We start from the raw sequence: 16,176 nt of genomic DNA, 5'->3' as shown, positions 1-16,176 counted from the left end.
GGAAAACGGGCGCCTGCTGTCGTGCCCGGCGGGCTGGTTCGCAGCGTTATCGCCGGTAAACCCAGAGTGACGTGGGACCAGCGTGACCCAGGGGGTCCGGCACCGCAACTCGCAGTCGCTCGCGTCGGCCCCGGATCGGCCCGCCCCGCCGTCCGCGACGCCCCTCAGCCGCCGCGCCCCGCGGCCTTCCGCACGGCCTCGATGAACCGGCGCGCCGCCGGCGGCCCCGGCTCACCCGGCGCCGGGTCGTGCTCGCCCAGGGTCAGCGTGTACCGCTTGCCGTTGAGGTCCGCCAACGCCCGGTCCTCCGGCGCGAACCAGGGCTTCGACGCGCGCACCGCCTGCACCGGCGCGCTGTCGATCTCGGTGCCGTAACTGGTGAGCAACGCAAGCCTGCCGTCACTGATCCGGACCTGCCCGGCCCGGGTGAGCGAACGCAGTCGTTTCCCGATCCGGACACCCTTCGCCGTGAACTCCGGCTCCGCCATGCCGCCCCGCCCCCTCGTGCGCTTCCGGTGCGCCGGGCCGTGCTCCCACCTGGGGTCGTCGTCCGGCGCGTCTCGTGATCCAGTGTGCGCCCCCGTGTCGGTGCAGTCTGCCCGCCCCCGGCGTCGAGCACCAGTACGCATGCCACCCGGAGCGCGGCCGCCCGAAGCACTCCGCGAATGCGCCCCCACGCTCCTGCGCACCCCGTCCCCAGGCCCCGCTTTGAGTCGCTCAAAGTGGTGTTTATGCAGGTGAGAAGCGTGCGCTTGGTGTTTATGATCGGTGCTACGGCCGCGCCTGCCGACGACTGCGGCCCATCGTGAGGAGCACCGCCGTGAGCACTTCCCAGCAGACCCCGACCGGCGTGACCCTCGACGTCGACCACACCGACGCCACGTACCGCGACTGGCTGAAAGAGGCCGTCCGCAAGGTCCAGGCCGACGCCAACCGCTCGGCCGACACCCACCTGCTCCGCTTCCCGCTGCCCGAGAAATGGGGCATCGACCTGTACCTCAAGGACGAGTCGACCCACCCGACCGGCAGCCTCAAGCACCGCCTCGCGCGCTCGCTCTTCCTCTACGGACTGTGCAACGGCTGGATCCGGCCGGGCCGCCCGGTGATCGAGGCGTCCAGCGGCTCGACGGCCGTCTCCGAGGCGTACTTCGCGAAGCTGATCGGTGTGCCCTTCATCGCCGTCATGCCGCGCACGACGAGCGCCGAGAAGTGCCGTCTCATCGAGTTCCACGGCGGCCAGTGCCACTTCGTGGACGACTCGCGGAAGATGTACGAGGAGTCGGCCCGCCTCGCGGTGGAGACCGGCGGCCACTACATGGACCAGTTCACCTACGCGGAACGGGCCACGGACTGGCGCGGGAACAACAACATCGCCGAATCCGTCTTCCGTCAGCTGGAGTTGGAAAGGTTCCCGGAGCCCGCGTGGATCGTGGCCACGGCCGGCACCGGCGGCACCTCGGCGACCATCGCCCGCTACGTCCACTACACCCAGCGCGACACCCGCATCTGTGTGGCCGACCCGGAGAACTCCTGTTTCTTCGAGGGCTGGACCACCGGCGATCCGGACGTCACCTGCGACTGCGGCTCCCGTATCGAGGGCATCGGCCGGCCCCGCATGGAACCCAGCTTCGTTCCGGGCGCGATCGACCGGATGATGAAGGTCCCCGACGCGGCCAGCGTCGCGGCCGTCCGGGCACTGGAACAGGCCATCGGCCGCAAGGCGGGCGGCTCGACCGGCACCGGGCTGTGGAGCGCGCTGAAGATCGTCGCCGAGATGGTGGCCGAGGGACGGCAGGGGAGCGTGGTGACGCTGCTCTGCGACCCGGGCGACCGCTACCTCGACAAGTACTACTCGGACGCGTGGCTGGCCGAGCAGGGTCTGGACATCGAGCCGTACACGACGGCGATCGAGACCCTCCTGGAGACGGGCATCTGGCCCTGCTGAACCGCCGCTCCCGCCATGGAGCTACTGCCGCTGTCCCGCCAGCCGCCGGTCCAGCGTGACCACCGCGTCCCGGAAGGCCCGCCCGAGCCCCGCCCGCGCCGCCTTCACGGCGAGCCGGAACGGTGCCGTCCCGTCCGCGGCGAACGTCCACCGCACGCGCGTGCCGGTCCCGGCCGGGATGAGCCGCCACTCCTCGGCGAGGGCGCGGGCGCCCGGCGCGTTGGTCTCGTCGACCCGGTAGGCGTAGACCTCCGCTTCCTTGGCCGCGATGACCGTCTCCAGGAAGTGCCCGCCGCCCTTGAGCCGGATGTCGCGCCCGGCACCGTCGTCCACCGGCCGGGCCCGCGTCACGGCGGCGAACCACTCCGCCCAGCCGGGAACGTCGTCGTTGAGGGCGTGGAAGACCGCGGCGGGTGGCGCGGCGATCTCCTGCGCGAAGACCAGCCGTACGGGCGCGATGTCGATGAAGTCGAGTCCGACGGGACGCAGACGGTGGGCCATGGACGTGAACCCCCTTGACGGAGAAGGGTGGTTGACCGGGGCAACGTCACGATAACTGGCGACCCGTCAGATGTCAGCACCGCCTCCCCGCGCTCAGTCCTCCGGCTCGCCCGCCACCATCAGCCGGCGCAGATGCTCCGAGATCTCCGACCGCGCGTCCTTCGGCAGACCCGCATCGGTGACCAGCGTGTCGACCTGCTCCAGCGCGGCGAACGAACTCAGGCCCACCACACCCCACTTGGTGTGGTCGGCGACCACCACGACCCGCCGCGCGGACTGCACCAGACGCCGGTTGGTCTCGGCCTCCGCGAGGTTCGGCGTGGACAGACCGGCCTCGACCGATATGCCGTGCACACCGAGGAACAGCACGTCGAAGTGGAGCGCTCCGATCGCCTGGTCGGCCACCGGCCCCACCAGCGAGTCGGACGGCGTGCGCACCCCGCCGGTCAGCACGACCGTGGCCGCGCCCTGCCGGGGGCCGGAGTTGCGCTGGGCCGCGTGGAACACGTCGGCCACCCGCACCGAGTTGGTCACGACGGTCAGATCGGGCACGTCGATCAGCTGGTGCGCCAGCGCGTACGTCGTCGTACCGCCCGAGAGCGCGATCGCGGTGCCCGGCGCGACCAACTGGGCCGCGGAGCGCGCGATGTCCTCCTTGGCCGTCAGCTCCAGGCCCGACTTGGCCTCGAAGCCCGGCTCGTGGGTGCTCGCCTCGACCACCGGGACCGCACCGCCGTGCACCTTCTCCAGCACGCCCTGGCGGGCCAGCGCGTCGAGATCGCGGCGCACGGTCATGTCCGACACGCCGAGCTTGCGGGTCAGCTCGTTGACGCGGACCCCGCCCCGGCGCCGCACCTCGTCCAGGATCAGGGCGCGCCGCTGCTCCGCGAGGAGGTTCTGATTCTCACTCACGTACGCTCCGGTCCTTTCGCCTCAAGCAGTCCGACAGGCCGCCGCACCCTCTCCGACATGGAGATTCTCCGCCGGCCCCGGTGCGCGGACGTCCCATCCTCGCACGGGTCGGTGCAGGTTACGCCACCGACGGTCACCACGCGCTCATGTCACGTACACCTCATGCGTTCCCCGCTTGTCACACGTCTCGGGGAGATTCCGTGAGGAGAGGTGTACACCACCGCGCCGGCGGAGATCCTTGAGCCCGCACGGGCACGAGCGGAGCAGGCGTCACGGGGGAAGTGCGAACAGTGGAACGTGTGCAGGAACCGGCCTCGACCGACCGGCCCGCCGCAGGTCCGGACGGATCCGGAACCGCCCTGGAACTCCTGGTCCACGGCGTGGGCGGCACCACGCCCGAGGCGATGCTCGACGATCCGCGCACGGTGCGGGTCACCGGCGACGAGACGGCCGCGGTCTTCCGGCGCTCCGAGGACGTCGACGCGGAGTCCAGGCCGCAGGACTACCAGGACAAGCCGGTGCAGGAGGCGTACGTCTGGTGCAACCTCACCTCCGGCAACAGCGCCCGCGCCCTCTGGCTCCTGCTGCTGCCGTTCATGGTCGTCAACCTCGCCCACTGGATGCGCCCCACCGCCCGTGGCCGCAGCCGCACGGTCCGCTTCTACGGGCTGCTGGTGCGGCTCGCCGGGCTGACCCTGACGGTGCTGCTGGTCGCGGCCGCCTGTGAGGTCGCCCTCGACCTGGCGGCCTGGCAGTGCGCGGGCACGCACGCGTGCGCCGACCGGCACTCCTGGCTGGGCTTCCTCTCGCCCCGGGTGACGCAGGACGGCTGGTGGAGCCAGCCGGGCCGCCGGCTCGCCGTCGCCGCCCTGGTGCCGACCGCCCTCACCACCCTGCTCTGGTACCTGTCCCGCCGTACCTGGAGCGCCTACGAGTCCCAGCGGCCGCTCTCCCACGAGCCCGAGCCCGACGAGGACACCGCCCGCACCTCGCTCGGCCGCCCCGGCTTCTGGTACGGCCGTCGCCTGGTCGCCCGGCTGCGCGCCGCGCACACCGCCGCCGGCCTGCTCACGGTCGCAGCGGCCGTCGCCTCCTCCGCGGCCCGCTTCGACCACCGGCCGGGCGGCCCCGCCGTACTCGACACCCTGAGCCGGCTCCTCTACGCGGCACTCGCCGCCACCGCCGCCGTCGTGCTGTGGGTGGTCTGCCGCCGGGGACGCACCGAGAACCGCCTCGACCAGGAACTCGACCAGCACCTCGTACGACGCCTGCCGCTCGCCGCCCTCGCCCTGCTGCTGTTCGCCGCCGTCTACGCCGGCTGGGAGCGACCGGGGTGGGAATCCACGGGCCGGCTGGCCGGCGGCGGCACCACCTTCGGCGGCCTCGCCCTGGTCCAGGGCCTGCTCGTGATCACCCTGGCCGTGGTCGCCCGCGTGCTGTACCGCACCCATCCCGACCCGCGCGCGGCGATGCGCGGCCTGGCCGGTCCCGCCGTCGCCATGCTGGCCTGCGCGCTCGGCGGCGTGATGTCCGGCGGCGTCTCGCAGCGGGTCTCCGACTGGCTGGACGGCACCGGCACGTCCATCGCCGGCCCGCCCGTCGTGCTGACCTGGCAGTCGTCGGTGATCCCCGTGCTGCTCCTGGCCCTGCTCGGGCTGTGCGCCCTCCTCGGACGGGGAGCCTGGCGGCTGCGCCGCACCGAGCTGGCCGAGGTGCAGCTCGACTACCCCGGCGAACCCGAGGACACCGCCCGCACCCGCGCCATCGCCACCACCCGCGCCCTGGCCACGCTCACCGACCGCGCACCGCTCCTCGTCGCGGTCACCTCGGTCGCGACCCTGGTCCTGGGAGCCGGCGCCCTGATCGGCGCGAAGTCCACCGAGGAGGCACCCGCGAGGGCCGCCGACCACGCCCACGCCTTGGTGCACGGCGCCGCCCAGACCGCGCAGGCCCTCGGCTCCTGGCTGATCGGCCTCGGCTTCATCCTCTTCGTCACCTGGGGCCGGCGCGCCTACAAGGACGCCTCCGCCCGGCGCACCATCGGCATCCTGTGGGACGTCGGCACCTTCTGGCCGCGCGCCGCCCACCCCTTCGCCCCGCCCTGCTACGCCGAGCGCGCGGTGCCCGACCTCACCTGGCGGATGGCCACCTGGACCCGCGCCACCGGCGGCCGCCTTGTCATCTCCGGACACTCCCAGGGCAGCGTCCTGGCCGCCGCCGCAGCCTGGCAGCTGAAGCCGTCCGTCCGCAAGCGGGTCGCCCTGCTGACCTACGGCTCCCCGCTGGAACGCCTCTACGGCCGCTGGTTCCCGGCCCACTTCGGCCCGGCCGCGCTCAGCTCGCTGCACCACGAGGTGGACTGCTGGCGCAACCTCTACCGGGCGACCGACCCGATAGGCGGCCCCGTCCGGCTGCCCGGCGACTGCGGCCCCGAGGTGGACCGTGGCCCGCTGAAGGACCCGCTCGCCTACGGCCGCACCACCCTGCACCCGCTGCCCGCACCGATCCTCGGCCACTCCGACTACCAGGCCGACCCCGCCTTCGCCGAGGAACGCGAACGGCTCCTGGCCCGACTGCGGCCCGAGGTCCCGGGACCTCGGCCTCAGGAGGAGGGGACGGATCAGGGCGCGTCGGGCAGGTCCTCGGCGTAGAGGAGGGTCAGGTCGTCCGTGCTGGGCTCGTCGACCTGGGCGACCCGGCCGGCGTGCCGCTCCACCATCGCCTCGAAGGTCTGGCGGGCGGTACGGCCGTTGCCGAACGCAGGGCCCTTCGGGATCGCCGTGAAGTACTTCAGCAGCGCCTCGGCCGTCCCGTCGGCCAGCCGGTACTCGTGCTCCTCGGCCTGCTGCTCGACGATCCGAAGGAGCTCGTCCGGGTTGTAGTCGCTGAAGGTGATGGTCCGTGAGAAGCGGGACGCCACACCGGGGTTGATCGAAAGGAAGCGCTCCATCTCGGCCGTGTAGCCCGCGACGATCACCACCACCGCGTCCCGGTGGTCCTCCATCAGCTTCACCAGCGTGTCGATGGCCTCCTTGCCGAAGTCCCGGCCAGAGTCCTCCGGCGACAGCGCGTACGCCTCGTCGATGAACAGCACCCCGCCGCGCGCCTTGTGGAAAGCCTCCTGGGTACGGATCGCCGTCGAACCGATGTGCTCGCCGACCAGGTCGACGCGGGACACCTCGACGAGATGCCCCTTCTCCAGGACCCCGAGGGAGGCCAGGATCTCGCCGTACAGGCGGGCCACGGTGGTCTTGCCGGTGCCGGGGGAGCCGGTGAACACCAGGTGCCGCTTGACCGAGGCCGCCTTCAAGCCCGCCTGCTGGCGGCGCCGGCCCACCTCGATCATGTCGGTCAGGGCCCGCACCTCGCGCTTGACGCTGTCCAGGCCGACCAGCGCGTCGAGTTCACCGAGCACGGCCTTCGAGGTCCGCGAGGGCCCCTCCGGCTCGGCCGGGGAGACCAGGGGCTCCTGCTCGGTCGTGCGCTGGCCGGGGATCGCGCCCAGCAGGCCGGGGGACTGGCTCGCCGTCTGGACGGCGGTCTCCCGGGCCTCGGGCGGCCGTACGCCGCCGCTCTCGTCGCTGGTGCAGTCCTCGACGACGGGGCCCGTGCCGGGCGCCGCGTCCGCGCCGCCCTCCGCGAACTCGTAACCGCCGCGCGCGCACCGCTCGGTACGGCACTTCCTGAGCGTCGTACGGCAGCCGTCGATCACATGGAAGCCGTAGCCGCCACTCCCGGACACCCGGCAGTTCAGGAAGCTGCCGCGGCCGCCCGCCGACACGTAGAAGCCGGCCTCGGCGGGAGAGTCGACCTGGCACCGCTCGATGGTCGGGTCGGCGCCCTTGGTGACGATCACGCCGGTCTGGGTGCCGTCCACCGTGCAGTTGTTGAGGGTGCCACCGCTGCCGTGGTCCCGGAACCAGGCGCCCGTCGCCGCGTCCCGGATACGGCAGTCGTCGAGCTGGGCCGTGGCCCCGTCGCTCACCGACACCGCCGTGTTGCGCACCTGGGTCAGATCGCTGTCGACGACGTCCGCGCGCGAGCCGCGGTCCAGCACGAACAGGGCGTCCGGCACGTCGTGCACCCGGCAGGACTCCAGCACCGCGGTGGCGCCGTCGCTGACCCACACCGCGGGATAGTCGCCGGTGCTGTCGAAGATCTCGCACTGGTTGGCGTCCACGCGCGTGCCCGGGTCCCACACCGACAGGCCGTTGCGCCCGAACTGACGCACCGTCGTGCGGGTCAGCGTGAGCACCGAGCGGGAACGCAGATCGACCGCGTTCTCCGGGATGTCGTGGATACGGCAGTCCGCCAGCGTCAGCACCGCGTCCGTGTCGAGCGTGACGCCGTCCGCCGTGGTGCGGTGCACATCGCAGTCCGTGAGGTGCGCGGTGGCCCGGCCGGTGATCTGGACGCCGCTGCCTCGCACCTCGTACACCTCGCAACCCACCGCCTCCAGCGCCGAGTTCTCACCCGTCGCCGTCAGCCCCGACCCCGCGGCGTGGTGGACACGGCAGCGCTCCAGACGGGGGTGCGCCCCGCCGCGGACGGCGACGCCCGCTTGGCCGGCGGCCACCACCTCGCACTCCTCGAACACCCCGCCCCCGCCGTCGAGTACGGCGATCCCGACCCCTGCGGGATTGTCGACGGTGCACCGGCGCACGGTCGGACGCGCACCGCCACGCACCTCGATCCCGGCCGCGGACCGCGTGACGATCCGCACGTCCAGCAGCTCCGGGGTGCCCTCCTCGACCAGCAGCGCGGGCGCGGCCGAGTCCTGGCCCTCCACGTGCAGGTCCTGCACCACGGCGGAGGCCCGGACGGTCAGCGGCACCCCGTCCAGAGGCGCGATCCGCACCGAGCCGGGGGAGCCCTCGGGGCCGCGCAGCGTCACCGACCGCTGGAGCACGAGGTTCTCCCGGTAGGTGCCGGGAGCGACCGTGAGGACGTCGCCGTCGGCCGCGGCCTCCAGGGCGGCGGCGAGCGACGTGTACTCACCCGTGCGGCGCCGCCACCGCGAGGTGCCGGTGTGCGTCACCTGGACCGTGCCCTGTGCCATGGCGCTGCTGTGCCCCCACCTCGTAGTACGCGGGTTTGTCGCCGAATGCCTCGGCCGGTCCACCGTAGCGTGCGCGCAGGTGGTGGGATGACCAGAGTCCGAAGGCCGTCAGCTGCCGGTGCCGGTCCTGCCCCAGTCCGGGCCCGCCTTGTCCCAGGCCTGGTCCCAACGGGCGTACCGACGACGGACCATGCGCCAGACGATCATCCGCCGGGCGCCCTCGACGAAGCCCGCAGTGATCATGGCCGCGCCGAGGCCGGCCAGCACCGCGTGTGTCGTCGCCGTCGCGGAGTCCAGCGGGCGGGCCACCAGCCGGCCGTGCGCGTCGGTCCATATTCGGAAGTGGTCGCCGTGGTGCGGGGACTTGAGGTCCGCCAGGGCCGTGCCGTGCCGGGTGGTGCCGTCCGGCGCCGTCCAGTCGGCGAGGACACGGCTGCGCAGGTCTCTGGACGAGGAGGTCTCGGGGTCGGTGTCCAGCGGGGAGCGGTCCAGCTTGCGCACCACCGTCGCTGTCACCACATGGCGGGCGGCGCGCTGGTCCCGTACCGACTGCTGGAGCGCGTCCTGGGCGACACCGCCGACGAGGGAGCCGATCACGGGCGCGGCGACCAGGATGAGCAGCAGGGCCACCAGGGCCACCCAGGCCTCGACCAGATCGCTCGCGCGGCGCAGCGGATTGTGCCGCCAGCGCCAGAGTCCGCCGATTGCTCGCACCGTCCCGCACCCCCTTCCCGCTCCGTGATAACCCCGCCCGGAGTCGTTCACCCGCGGGCCCGGTCAAAGAGAGAGCGAAATCACCTGCGACCGGGACCTCTCATGAACCTCTTACGGAAACCCAACGCGCGGGCCCCCGGCCCTGGTTCCCGCCCCCGTGGAACCGCTCAGTCGTGGATCGTCACCGGATCCCCGGCCCGTATCGAACCGCCGGTCAGAGGCACCAGGTTCTGGCCGAAGACCAGCTTGCCGCCGATCCGTCGGTGCCGCCCCAGCGAGAACAGGGGCTCCTTGCCCCGGGCGGCGGTGCTCTGGTCGGTGGTGGTCACCACGCACCGCCCGCAGGTCTTCGCGACCCGGAAGACGACGTCACCGATCGCGATCCGGGACCAGTCGTCCTCGGCCCAGGCGGCGGTGCCCGACACGACCACGTTCGGCCGGAACCGGTTCATCGGCAGAGGGCCGTCGGCCGGGTGATCGCCCTGCGCGATCAGGGAGTTGAGGGCGTCGAGGGAGGCCGTGGTGGTGACCAGCAGCGGGTAGCCGTCGGCGAAGGACACCGTCTCGCCGGGGCGTGCGAACTCCGGGTCGACAGGGCGCCGGGTGGCCGGATCGTCCATGTGTACGAGGCGGGTGCCGGCGCCGAGGTACTCGCTGCACCAGACGTGCGCCGCCTCGTCCTCGGCGAGGACGCCCTCGACCTTGTCACGGAAGATCTCCACCGGCACTGTGCCCACCGGCCGCGGAACCGGCACGGTCAGCGGGTCCATTCCGGGCCCGGACAGCCGAACGCCGCCGCCGGGCAGGAGCTCGGCGGCGGCCAGCGCGAGGCGGGGCTGCTGACGTTGTGTGACGACCCTTCCCCCGTCGTCGATCAGCACCCAGCGTCGGTCTCCGGCCAGCCCCCAGGGCTCCACGACGGCCTCCCGGAGCGTGAGGCCCCGGAACGCCTTGACCGGATGGACGTGGATCGACTGCAGCAGTTGGCTCCCCATACGGCCATCGTGCCAGGCCGCACCGACAACCGGGCGGGACCGCTCAGTAGCCGCGGTACTGCTGCTGGTTGTACGGATCCTGGTACGGGGCGGCCGGACCGGGGCGCGGAGCCGCGGGGCGCATCGCCTCGTAACCCGTGCCGGCGGCCATCGGACGCTGCGGCTGAGGCTGCTGCGGACCGGGGTAACCGCGCGGCGCGCCGGCCTGCTGCGGGATGTACGCGGCGGGCGCCTGCTGCAGCGGAGACGGTTGCTGCGCCTGCGGGTAGCCACCGTAGGAGGGCTGGGAGGGACCCGCCGGGAGGGCGGGCAGAGCCGACGGCAGCGCGGGCAGGTTGCTGGCCGGCATGTCGTAGGCGGCGGGGACCCGGATCGGGGCGATCTGCGGGGTGCCCCGCTCGGCGACGAGCCTGTCGTAGATCGGGGTGTCCGGGAAGGCGGAGTAGTAGCCACCGCCATAAGTGGAGCGGGGGGAGGTCATGGCACATAAGTTAAGCCCACGATGTGCTGGTTGGGGAGACCGATAAGAGGGTTGTTTTCCGTGTCGGCAGTGACGCGGGATCCCCAATGCGAGCGAACTCGGCAAAATAGGGCGGCGATCGATGCCACGATCCTGTAAAAGCCGAGTTCCGGGCGGGTTACCGGCGGGTCGGTCGGCCGTCCCGCTGTGCCCTTCATGGGAGTTCGCTGTCCCCGGGGAATAGGTTGGACGGGTAAGCATGTGGAAGGGCCGCCGGGACGCGGACGGGCGCCGAGACTCCTGATGGGGGCGGACATGTCAATGTCGAAAGGGTCGAATACTCCGGTGCCGACGACGGCACTGCGGGTCGAATTGGGCTGGCGCTCCGGACCGGGCGTGCCCGACGCGGACGCCTCGGCCCTTCTCCTGGTGGGCGGCAAGGTCCGCTCCGACGCCGACTTCGTCTTCTACAACCAGCCGGTGCACTCCTCCGGCGCGGTCCGGCACGAAGGCAAGCGGCAGGACGGCGGACGCACCGTCGACACCCTCCTCGTCGACCTCGCGCGCGTGGAGCCCGCGATCGAGACCGTGGTCCTCGCCGCCTCCGCGGACGGCGGTACCTTCGGGCAGGTCCCGGACCTCTACATCGAGGTCCGGGAGGCCGCACAGAACGCCGAGGTCGCCCGCTTCGACAGTGCGGGCGCGAGCGTGGAAACCGCTTTCGTGCTGGGCGAGTTCTACCGTCGCCAGGGTGCCTGGAAGTTCCGTGCCGTCGGCCAGGGCTACAGCAGCGGACTCGAAGGCCTGGCCACGGACTTCGGCATCGCGGTGGACGAGCCCCAGCATGCCGCCCCGCCGCAGCCGGCCGCCCCGGCGCCGACGATGCCCCCACCCGCCGCTCCGCCCATGGCCACGCCCCCGCCCGTCGCCCCGCCCGTGACGATGCCGCCACCGGCCGGACCCCCCGTGCCCCTGCCACCCCCGCCGCCGCCCACCGCGCCGGTCCGCCTGAGCAAGGTGACGCTCACCAAGGCGGCCCCAGCGGTCTCCCTCACCAAGCAGGGCGGCACCTCGGGCGCGATGCGCGTCAACCTCAACTGGCAGGTGCGCAAGCAGTTCGCGGGCTGGGGCAGCAAGCGGGGCCGCGCGGTCGCCTCGCACAACGACCTCGACCTCGACCTGTGCGCCCTGTACGAACTCGGCGACGGCAGCAAGGGAGTCATCCAGGCCCTGGGCAACGCGTTCGGCTCCCTGCAGCGTCCGCCGTACATCCACCTCGACGGCGACGACCGCACCGGTGCCGTCGCTAGCGGCGAGAACCTCACCATCAACCTCGACCACAAGCAGGACTTCCGGCGGATCCTCGTCTTCGTGACCATCTACGAGGGCGCACGCTCCTTCGCCGACCTGCACGCCACGGTCACCCTCCAGCCGCAGTTCGGCGCCGCGATCGACTTCTCGCTCGACGAGTGCACGGTCCCGTCCACCGTCTGCGCGCTCGCCCTGATCACCAACACGGGCAACGACCTGGTCGTCCAGCGTGAGGCCCGCTACCTCGTTCCCGAACGCGGGGTGAGCCCGCAGCGGACCATCGACTACGCCTACGGCTGGGGCATGAACTGGACGCCGGGCCGCAAGTGAGCCGTCAGCCCTCGTCGGGCATGGCGTCCGGGCGCGCGTAGGTGCGGCCTTTCCAGGCCGCACCGCGACCCCGGTAGTGCTGCACCGCGGAGTCGACCGTCATGAGGAGGTAGAGGAACGCGGTGAACGGAAGCAGGGGAGCGAGCCACAGCGGCTGCCGGTAGTAGCGGAGCATCGGGATGTACGTCCCCGTCATCACCAGCCACGCGAGCCCGCCGAGCCCCGCGACCGCCGCGTTCCCGGCAGCCAGGCCGGCCACCAGGGACACCGGCGGCACCAGGTAGACCAGCAGCAGTCCGAGGACCGTACCGAGCAGCAGCAGCGGGTTGTGCCGCAGCTGGGCGTACGCGCTGCGCGACACCATCCGCCACAGGTCGTGCAGCCGCGGATACGGCCGCACGCTGTCCACCCGCTCCGCCAGCCCCAGCCAGATATGACCTCCACCGCCCTTCACCGCACGCGCGAGCGCCACGTCGTCGATGACGGCGTGCCGGATGGCGTCCGGGATCCCCGCCCGCTCGGCGGTCTCCGTACGCAGCAGGACGCAGCCGCCCGCCGCCGCGGCCGTCCGAGAACCCTTCCTGCCGATCCGGCGGAAGGGGTAGAGCTGAGCGAAGAAGTAGACGAAGGCCGGCACGACGAGCCGCTCCCACAGGCTCTCCACCCGCAGCCGGGCCATCTGCGAGACGACGTCGAAGCCTCCGGTGCGCGCCGCCGCGACCAACTCGCGCAGGCTGTCCGGCTCGTGCGCGATGTCCGCGTCCGTCAGCAGCAGGAACTCCGGCTCACGCGCGCGTGCCAGACCGATGCCGTGCCGCACGGCCCACAGCTTGCCCGTCCAGCCGGCCGGCGGCTCGCCGGGGGAGGCGACGGTCAGCGACAGCCCGCCCCGCTCGCGGGCCAGTTCGCGAGCCAGCTCCCCGGTCCCGTCCGAACTGCCGTCGTCGACGAGGAAGATCTCCGCGCGCCCCGGATAGTCCTGCGCGAGGAGGGACGGCAGGCTCGCAGGCAGTACGGCGGCCTCGTCGCGCGCGGGGACGACGACGCACACCGAGGGCCAGTCGCCGGGATCCGCGCGCCGCGGCAGCCGCACGTCCGTGCGCCAGAAGAAGCCCTGACACAGCAGCAGCCACAGCCAGGCGGCGACGGATACGGCGGCGATCCACACGATGGCGCTCACTCGCGCAGTGTCCCCCACCGGACCGGCCCGCAAGGGCCCATCGTCTATCGTGGCCGGGTGAAGATCGCGCTCATGGACTCCGGAATCGGCCTGTTGGCGGCCACCGCCGCGGTACGGCGTCTGCGACCCGACGCAGATCTCGTACTCTCCCTGGACCCGGACGGCATGCCCTGGGGACCCAGGACCCCCGAGGACATCGTCGCGCGCGCCCTAGCCGTCGCCGAGGCCGCCGCCGCGCACCGCCCCGGCGCGCTGATCGTCGGCTGCAACACCGCCACCGTGCATGCCCTGCACGCCCTGCGCGCCCGCCTGGAGCCGGACCTGCCGGTCATCGGCACCGTCCCGGCGATCAAGCCCGCCGCGGCCGGCGGCGGCCCCATCGCCATCTGGGCCACCCCCGCCACCACAGGCAGCCCCTACCAGCGCAACCTGATCGCCGAGTTCGCCGACGGAGTGGCGGTCACCGAGGTGCCCTGCCACGGGCTCGCCGAGGCCGTGGAGCACGCCGACGAGGCGGCCATCGCCGCCGCCGTCGCCGCGGCGGCCGCGCTGACGCCCGACGAGGTAACGACCGTCGTCCTGGGCTGCACCCATTACGAACTCGTCGCCGACCGCATCCGCACCGCCGTGCAGCAGCCCGGCTCGCCGCCGCTCGTCCTGCACGGGTCCGCCGGCGCGGTGGCCGCCCAGGCGCTGCGCCGCCTCGGTGCGCAGCCCGCCCCCGAAGCCGCTGCCACCGGGACGCTGACCGTTCTGCTCAGCGGACGCGAGGGCGGCCTCCCGGCGCGTGCGCTGGCGTACGAGGAAGGCCGGCTCCTGGAGGCGGTCAGCCCCGCCCGGTGACCGCCGGTCACGGAACGGACGCCCTCGGTCCACCGGTTCCCCGGTCGGCGGAGTCACTCTGCGCGACCCGGTACCACCGCACCGAAACCTGAGTAACCTCAAGGGTATGAGGGACCACCCCCACGGCGAGAGCGCCCAGCACCCCGAGGTCTGGACCGGACGTGCCACCAACCGGGCCCAGTGGCTGCTGGCGCTCGGCGGAGCCGCGTTCATGGCCCTCGGCATCGAGCTCGCCGTCGACTCGGCGTGGGGCTCCGGCATCGCCCCGCTCGTGATGGCCGTCGTGGGCTGCATCGCGGCCGGGCTGCTGGTCCTTTTCGGCACCCTCGCGTTCGTGCACGTCGATCTGAAGCTCGACCGGGACTCCGTCGAGGTGCGCTGCGGCCACATCGGCGTGCCGCGCCGCCGGATCCCCCTCGACCATGTCGCCGGGGCCGAGTTCGCCCCGCACGTCACGCCCCGCCAGTGGGGCGGCTGGGGCTACCGCTGGCGGCCCGAGAAGGGCACCGCGGTCGTCGTACGACGTGGTGAGGGCGTGGTCCTGCGCCTGTGGGACGGCCACACCTTCACGATCACCGTGGACAACGCGGAGGCCGCCGTACGGGTCATCAGGGACCGGCTGCGCCCGGGGTCGCGCGGCGCGGCGCTCTGACCACCGGCTTCACGGGGTCAGCCGGTCACCACGCGCGCGTACGTCCGTCTTCTGGAGTGGTGCGTCGTCGGTGAAAGGGCGGGCGGTGGCCATGCCCGCCAGGAGTCCCGCGCCGACCGACACCGCGGTGAAGCTCAGCGCGTTGCCGACCGAGGCGATCGACGCCAGGGCCGTCAGCGCCGCGCCCGCCGTGAGCACGACCGGTGTGGGCCGCGGTGAGCGCCACAGCGTGTACAGCACCCAGCAGAAGGCCGCGCCGAGCAGGACCACTCCGGCGATGCCCTGTTCGGCCGCCTGCTGAAGGAGCGCCGAGTGCGGCTTGCCGTCCGAGAGCAGCGTGCGGGTCGCCGTCGTGCTCAGCTCCCCGAAGCGCTCCGGGCCCACGCCCAGGGCCGCGTTGTGCCGCGCCAGGTGCAGGGCGTCCCGCCACAGCTGGATGCGGTGCTGGGTGAGCGGGCCCTCCAGGGACGTCGTCAGCCCGTCGGGCAGGCTGTTCCCGGCCATCCCCCAGGTCAGGCCGGCCACCACGGCCGCGGCCAGGGCCAGGCCGACCAGCCCCAGGCCGCGGCGGTCCATCCGGCCCGCGGCGAGCGTACACAGCAGGACGGCGGTGCACGTGACGAATCCGCTGGTCGAGCCGAGCAGCGCCGCGGCCACCGTGATCGCGACGGCCAGCGCGCCCAGCCCGAACCGCAGGGCGGCCCCCTCGGCGGCCCAGGCGGCGCAGCCGGCCGCGCCGACGCACAGGGTGAGCAGGGCGGCCGTGGCCCCGGCATGCCCGAGCGGTGTCACGATCTGCGGCCCCGGCGCGAGATGCGGCACGGCCACCACCAGGCCGAGCCCGGCCAGCGCCCCGGCACAGGGCGCGGCGACCGGCAGCAGCGCGCCGCAGATCCGCCCCGCGGCATAGCCGGCCGCAACGGCCAGCACCGCGAGCAGCACCCCTTCCGGACGGCCCTCGTGCACGGTCGCCGTGATCAGCGACCAGGTGGCACAAGCACCGAGCACCACCACGCCCGTGATGTCCGAAACGTTTCGTCTCTCGCCGTCCTCCCCAGGACCGGCGTCAGACGTCATCCGTGTGGAACCCACCCCGCCCCCCGAACCCGACCGAAGCCCCCCGACCTCGCACGACCCGGCCGTCAGGGCCGAGAACCGGCCGGACGACTGTGGCTGGGCACACCGTAACGGCTGATGGACGTTTTGTGGATGAGTTGGGCCGAGTTGCGCAGGAACGATGCGGCGGCTGGGCCGTGCGGCACCCCGTGCTGCCA

At 72.9% G+C, this 16,176-nt stretch carries 14 protein-coding genes; 5 read left to right on the top strand and 9 right to left on the bottom strand.

Annotated features, from left to right (window positions below):
- Positions 1-164 precede the first annotated feature (164 nt).
- Positions 165-488 carry a hypothetical protein gene (locus ACQEWB_RS03555; RefSeq protein WP_432826920.1) on the bottom strand — a complete coding sequence of 108 codons (324 nt, stop codon included), beginning with the start codon at positions 486-488 and terminating at the stop codon, positions 165-167.
- A 332-nt stretch (positions 489-820) separates the two neighbouring features.
- Between ACQEWB_RS03555 and ACQEWB_RS03550 the strand changes: the two genes are divergently transcribed.
- The gene (locus tag ACQEWB_RS03550; protein ID WP_432826918.1) at positions 821-1,945 is read left to right on the top strand and encodes a PLP-dependent cysteine synthase family protein; all 1,125 of its coding nucleotides are present in this window, start codon (positions 821-823) and stop codon (positions 1,943-1,945) included.
- Positions 1,946-1,966: 21 nt separating this feature from the next.
- On the opposite strand, the gene ACQEWB_RS03545 is transcribed toward ACQEWB_RS03550, so the two are convergent.
- Complete coding sequence (locus ACQEWB_RS03545; protein WP_432826916.1) at positions 1,967-2,446, bottom strand: SRPBCC family protein; 480 nt, start codon at positions 2,444-2,446, stop codon at positions 1,967-1,969.
- A 93-nt stretch (positions 2,447-2,539) separates the two neighbouring features.
- Positions 2,540-3,358, bottom strand: a complete 819-nt coding sequence (locus ACQEWB_RS03540; RefSeq protein ID WP_432826914.1) for a DeoR/GlpR family DNA-binding transcription regulator — start codon at positions 3,356-3,358, stop codon at positions 2,540-2,542.
- A 290-nt stretch (positions 3,359-3,648) separates the two neighbouring features.
- Between ACQEWB_RS03540 and ACQEWB_RS03535 the strand changes: the two genes are divergently transcribed.
- A complete protein-coding gene (locus ACQEWB_RS03535; RefSeq protein ID WP_432826912.1) occupies positions 3,649-6,009 on the top strand; it encodes a hypothetical protein in 2,361 nt (786 codons plus the stop codon).
- Here the strand turns inward: ACQEWB_RS03535 and ACQEWB_RS03530 are convergent.
- The 4 genes from ACQEWB_RS03530 to ACQEWB_RS03515 all read right to left on the bottom strand — a co-directional run bounded on the left by ACQEWB_RS03530 (position 5,979) and on the right by ACQEWB_RS03515 (position 10,607).
- Positions 5,979-8,417, bottom strand: a complete 2,439-nt coding sequence (locus ACQEWB_RS03530; RefSeq protein ID WP_432826910.1) for a right-handed parallel beta-helix repeat-containing protein — start codon at positions 8,415-8,417, stop codon at positions 5,979-5,981. The two genes, ACQEWB_RS03535 and ACQEWB_RS03530, sit on opposite strands and share 31 nt — an antisense overlap.
- A gap of 108 nt (positions 8,418-8,525) precedes the next feature.
- Positions 8,526-9,131, bottom strand: coding sequence for an Rv1733c family protein (locus tag ACQEWB_RS03525; RefSeq protein WP_432826908.1), 606 nt, complete (start codon positions 9,129-9,131; stop codon positions 8,526-8,528).
- A gap of 167 nt (positions 9,132-9,298) precedes the next feature.
- A complete protein-coding gene (locus ACQEWB_RS03520; RefSeq protein ID WP_432826906.1) occupies positions 9,299-10,126 on the bottom strand; it encodes an MOSC domain-containing protein in 828 nt (275 codons plus the stop codon).
- A 43-nt stretch (positions 10,127-10,169) separates the two neighbouring features.
- Complete coding sequence (locus ACQEWB_RS03515) at positions 10,170-10,607, bottom strand: DUF6643 family protein (RefSeq protein ID WP_432826904.1); 438 nt, start codon at positions 10,605-10,607, stop codon at positions 10,170-10,172.
- A gap of 300 nt (positions 10,608-10,907) precedes the next feature.
- Here ACQEWB_RS03515 and ACQEWB_RS03510 point away from each other — a divergent pair, with 300 nt between their 5' ends.
- Entirely contained in the window at positions 10,908-12,227 is a 1,320-nt protein-coding gene (locus tag ACQEWB_RS03510; RefSeq protein WP_432843627.1) for a TerD family protein, read from the top strand.
- 4 nt (positions 12,228-12,231) lie between these two features.
- Here the strand turns inward: ACQEWB_RS03510 and ACQEWB_RS03505 are convergent, their stop codons facing one another.
- Positions 12,232-13,407 carry a glycosyltransferase gene (locus ACQEWB_RS03505; RefSeq protein WP_432826902.1) on the bottom strand — a complete coding sequence of 392 codons (1,176 nt, stop codon included), beginning with the start codon at positions 13,405-13,407 and terminating at the stop codon, positions 12,232-12,234.
- 57 nt (positions 13,408-13,464) lie between these two features.
- Between ACQEWB_RS03505 and ACQEWB_RS03500 the strand changes: the two genes are divergently transcribed.
- Both ACQEWB_RS03500 and ACQEWB_RS03495 read left to right on the top strand, forming a co-directional pair.
- Entirely contained in the window at positions 13,465-14,250 is a 786-nt protein-coding gene (locus ACQEWB_RS03500) for a glutamate racemase (RefSeq protein ID WP_432826900.1), read from the top strand.
- Positions 14,251-14,356: 106 nt separating this feature from the next.
- On the top strand, positions 14,357-14,902 hold the full coding sequence (locus ACQEWB_RS03495; protein ID WP_432826898.1) for a hypothetical protein: 546 nt from the start codon (positions 14,357-14,359) through the stop codon (positions 14,900-14,902).
- Between the two features lie 9 nt (positions 14,903-14,911).
- Here ACQEWB_RS03495 and ACQEWB_RS03490 read toward each other — a convergent pair whose 3' ends face one another.
- Positions 14,912-15,979, bottom strand: coding sequence for an O-antigen ligase family protein (locus ACQEWB_RS03490; RefSeq protein ID WP_432826896.1), 1,068 nt, complete (start codon positions 15,977-15,979; stop codon positions 14,912-14,914).
- Positions 15,980-16,176 lie beyond the last annotated feature (197 nt).

The sequence above is a fragment of the Streptomyces sp. CA-249302 genome, assembly GCF_050936785.1.
Classification (GTDB): Bacteria; Actinomycetota; Actinomycetes; order Streptomycetales; family Streptomycetaceae; genus Streptomyces.
The sequence above is the reverse complement of the archived record's forward strand: the minus strand, read 5'-3'. Positions and strand labels throughout refer to the sequence as shown.

What these genes read in the sequence shown, in the direction of transcription:
- ACQEWB_RS03545 (WP_432826916.1), bottom strand. Translation starts at nt 2,446, where the DNA reads ATGGCCCACCGTCTGCGTCCCGTCGGACTCGACTTCATCGACATCGCG.
- ACQEWB_RS03495 (WP_432826898.1), top strand. Translation starts at nt 14,357, where the DNA reads ATGAGGGACCACCCCCACGGCGAGAGCGCCCAGCACCCCGAGGTCTGG.
- ACQEWB_RS03530 (WP_432826910.1), bottom strand. Translation starts at nt 8,417, where the DNA reads ATGGCACAGGGCACGGTCCAGGTGACGCACACCGGCACCTCGCGGTGG.
- ACQEWB_RS03515 (WP_432826904.1), bottom strand. Translation starts at nt 10,607, where the DNA reads ATGACCTCCCCCCGCTCCACTTATGGCGGTGGCTACTACTCCGCCTTC.
- ACQEWB_RS03510 (WP_432843627.1), top strand. Translation starts at nt 10,908, where the DNA reads ATGTCGAAAGGGTCGAATACTCCGGTGCCGACGACGGCACTGCGGGTC.
- ACQEWB_RS03555 (WP_432826920.1), bottom strand. Translation starts at nt 488, where the DNA reads ATGGCGGAGCCGGAGTTCACGGCGAAGGGTGTCCGGATCGGGAAACGA.
- ACQEWB_RS03490 (WP_432826896.1), bottom strand. Translation starts at nt 15,979, where the DNA reads ATGACGTCTGACGCCGGTCCTGGGGAGGACGGCGAGAGACGAAACGTT.
- ACQEWB_RS03520 (WP_432826906.1), bottom strand. Translation starts at nt 10,126, where the DNA reads ATGGGGAGCCAACTGCTGCAGTCGATCCACGTCCATCCGGTCAAGGCG.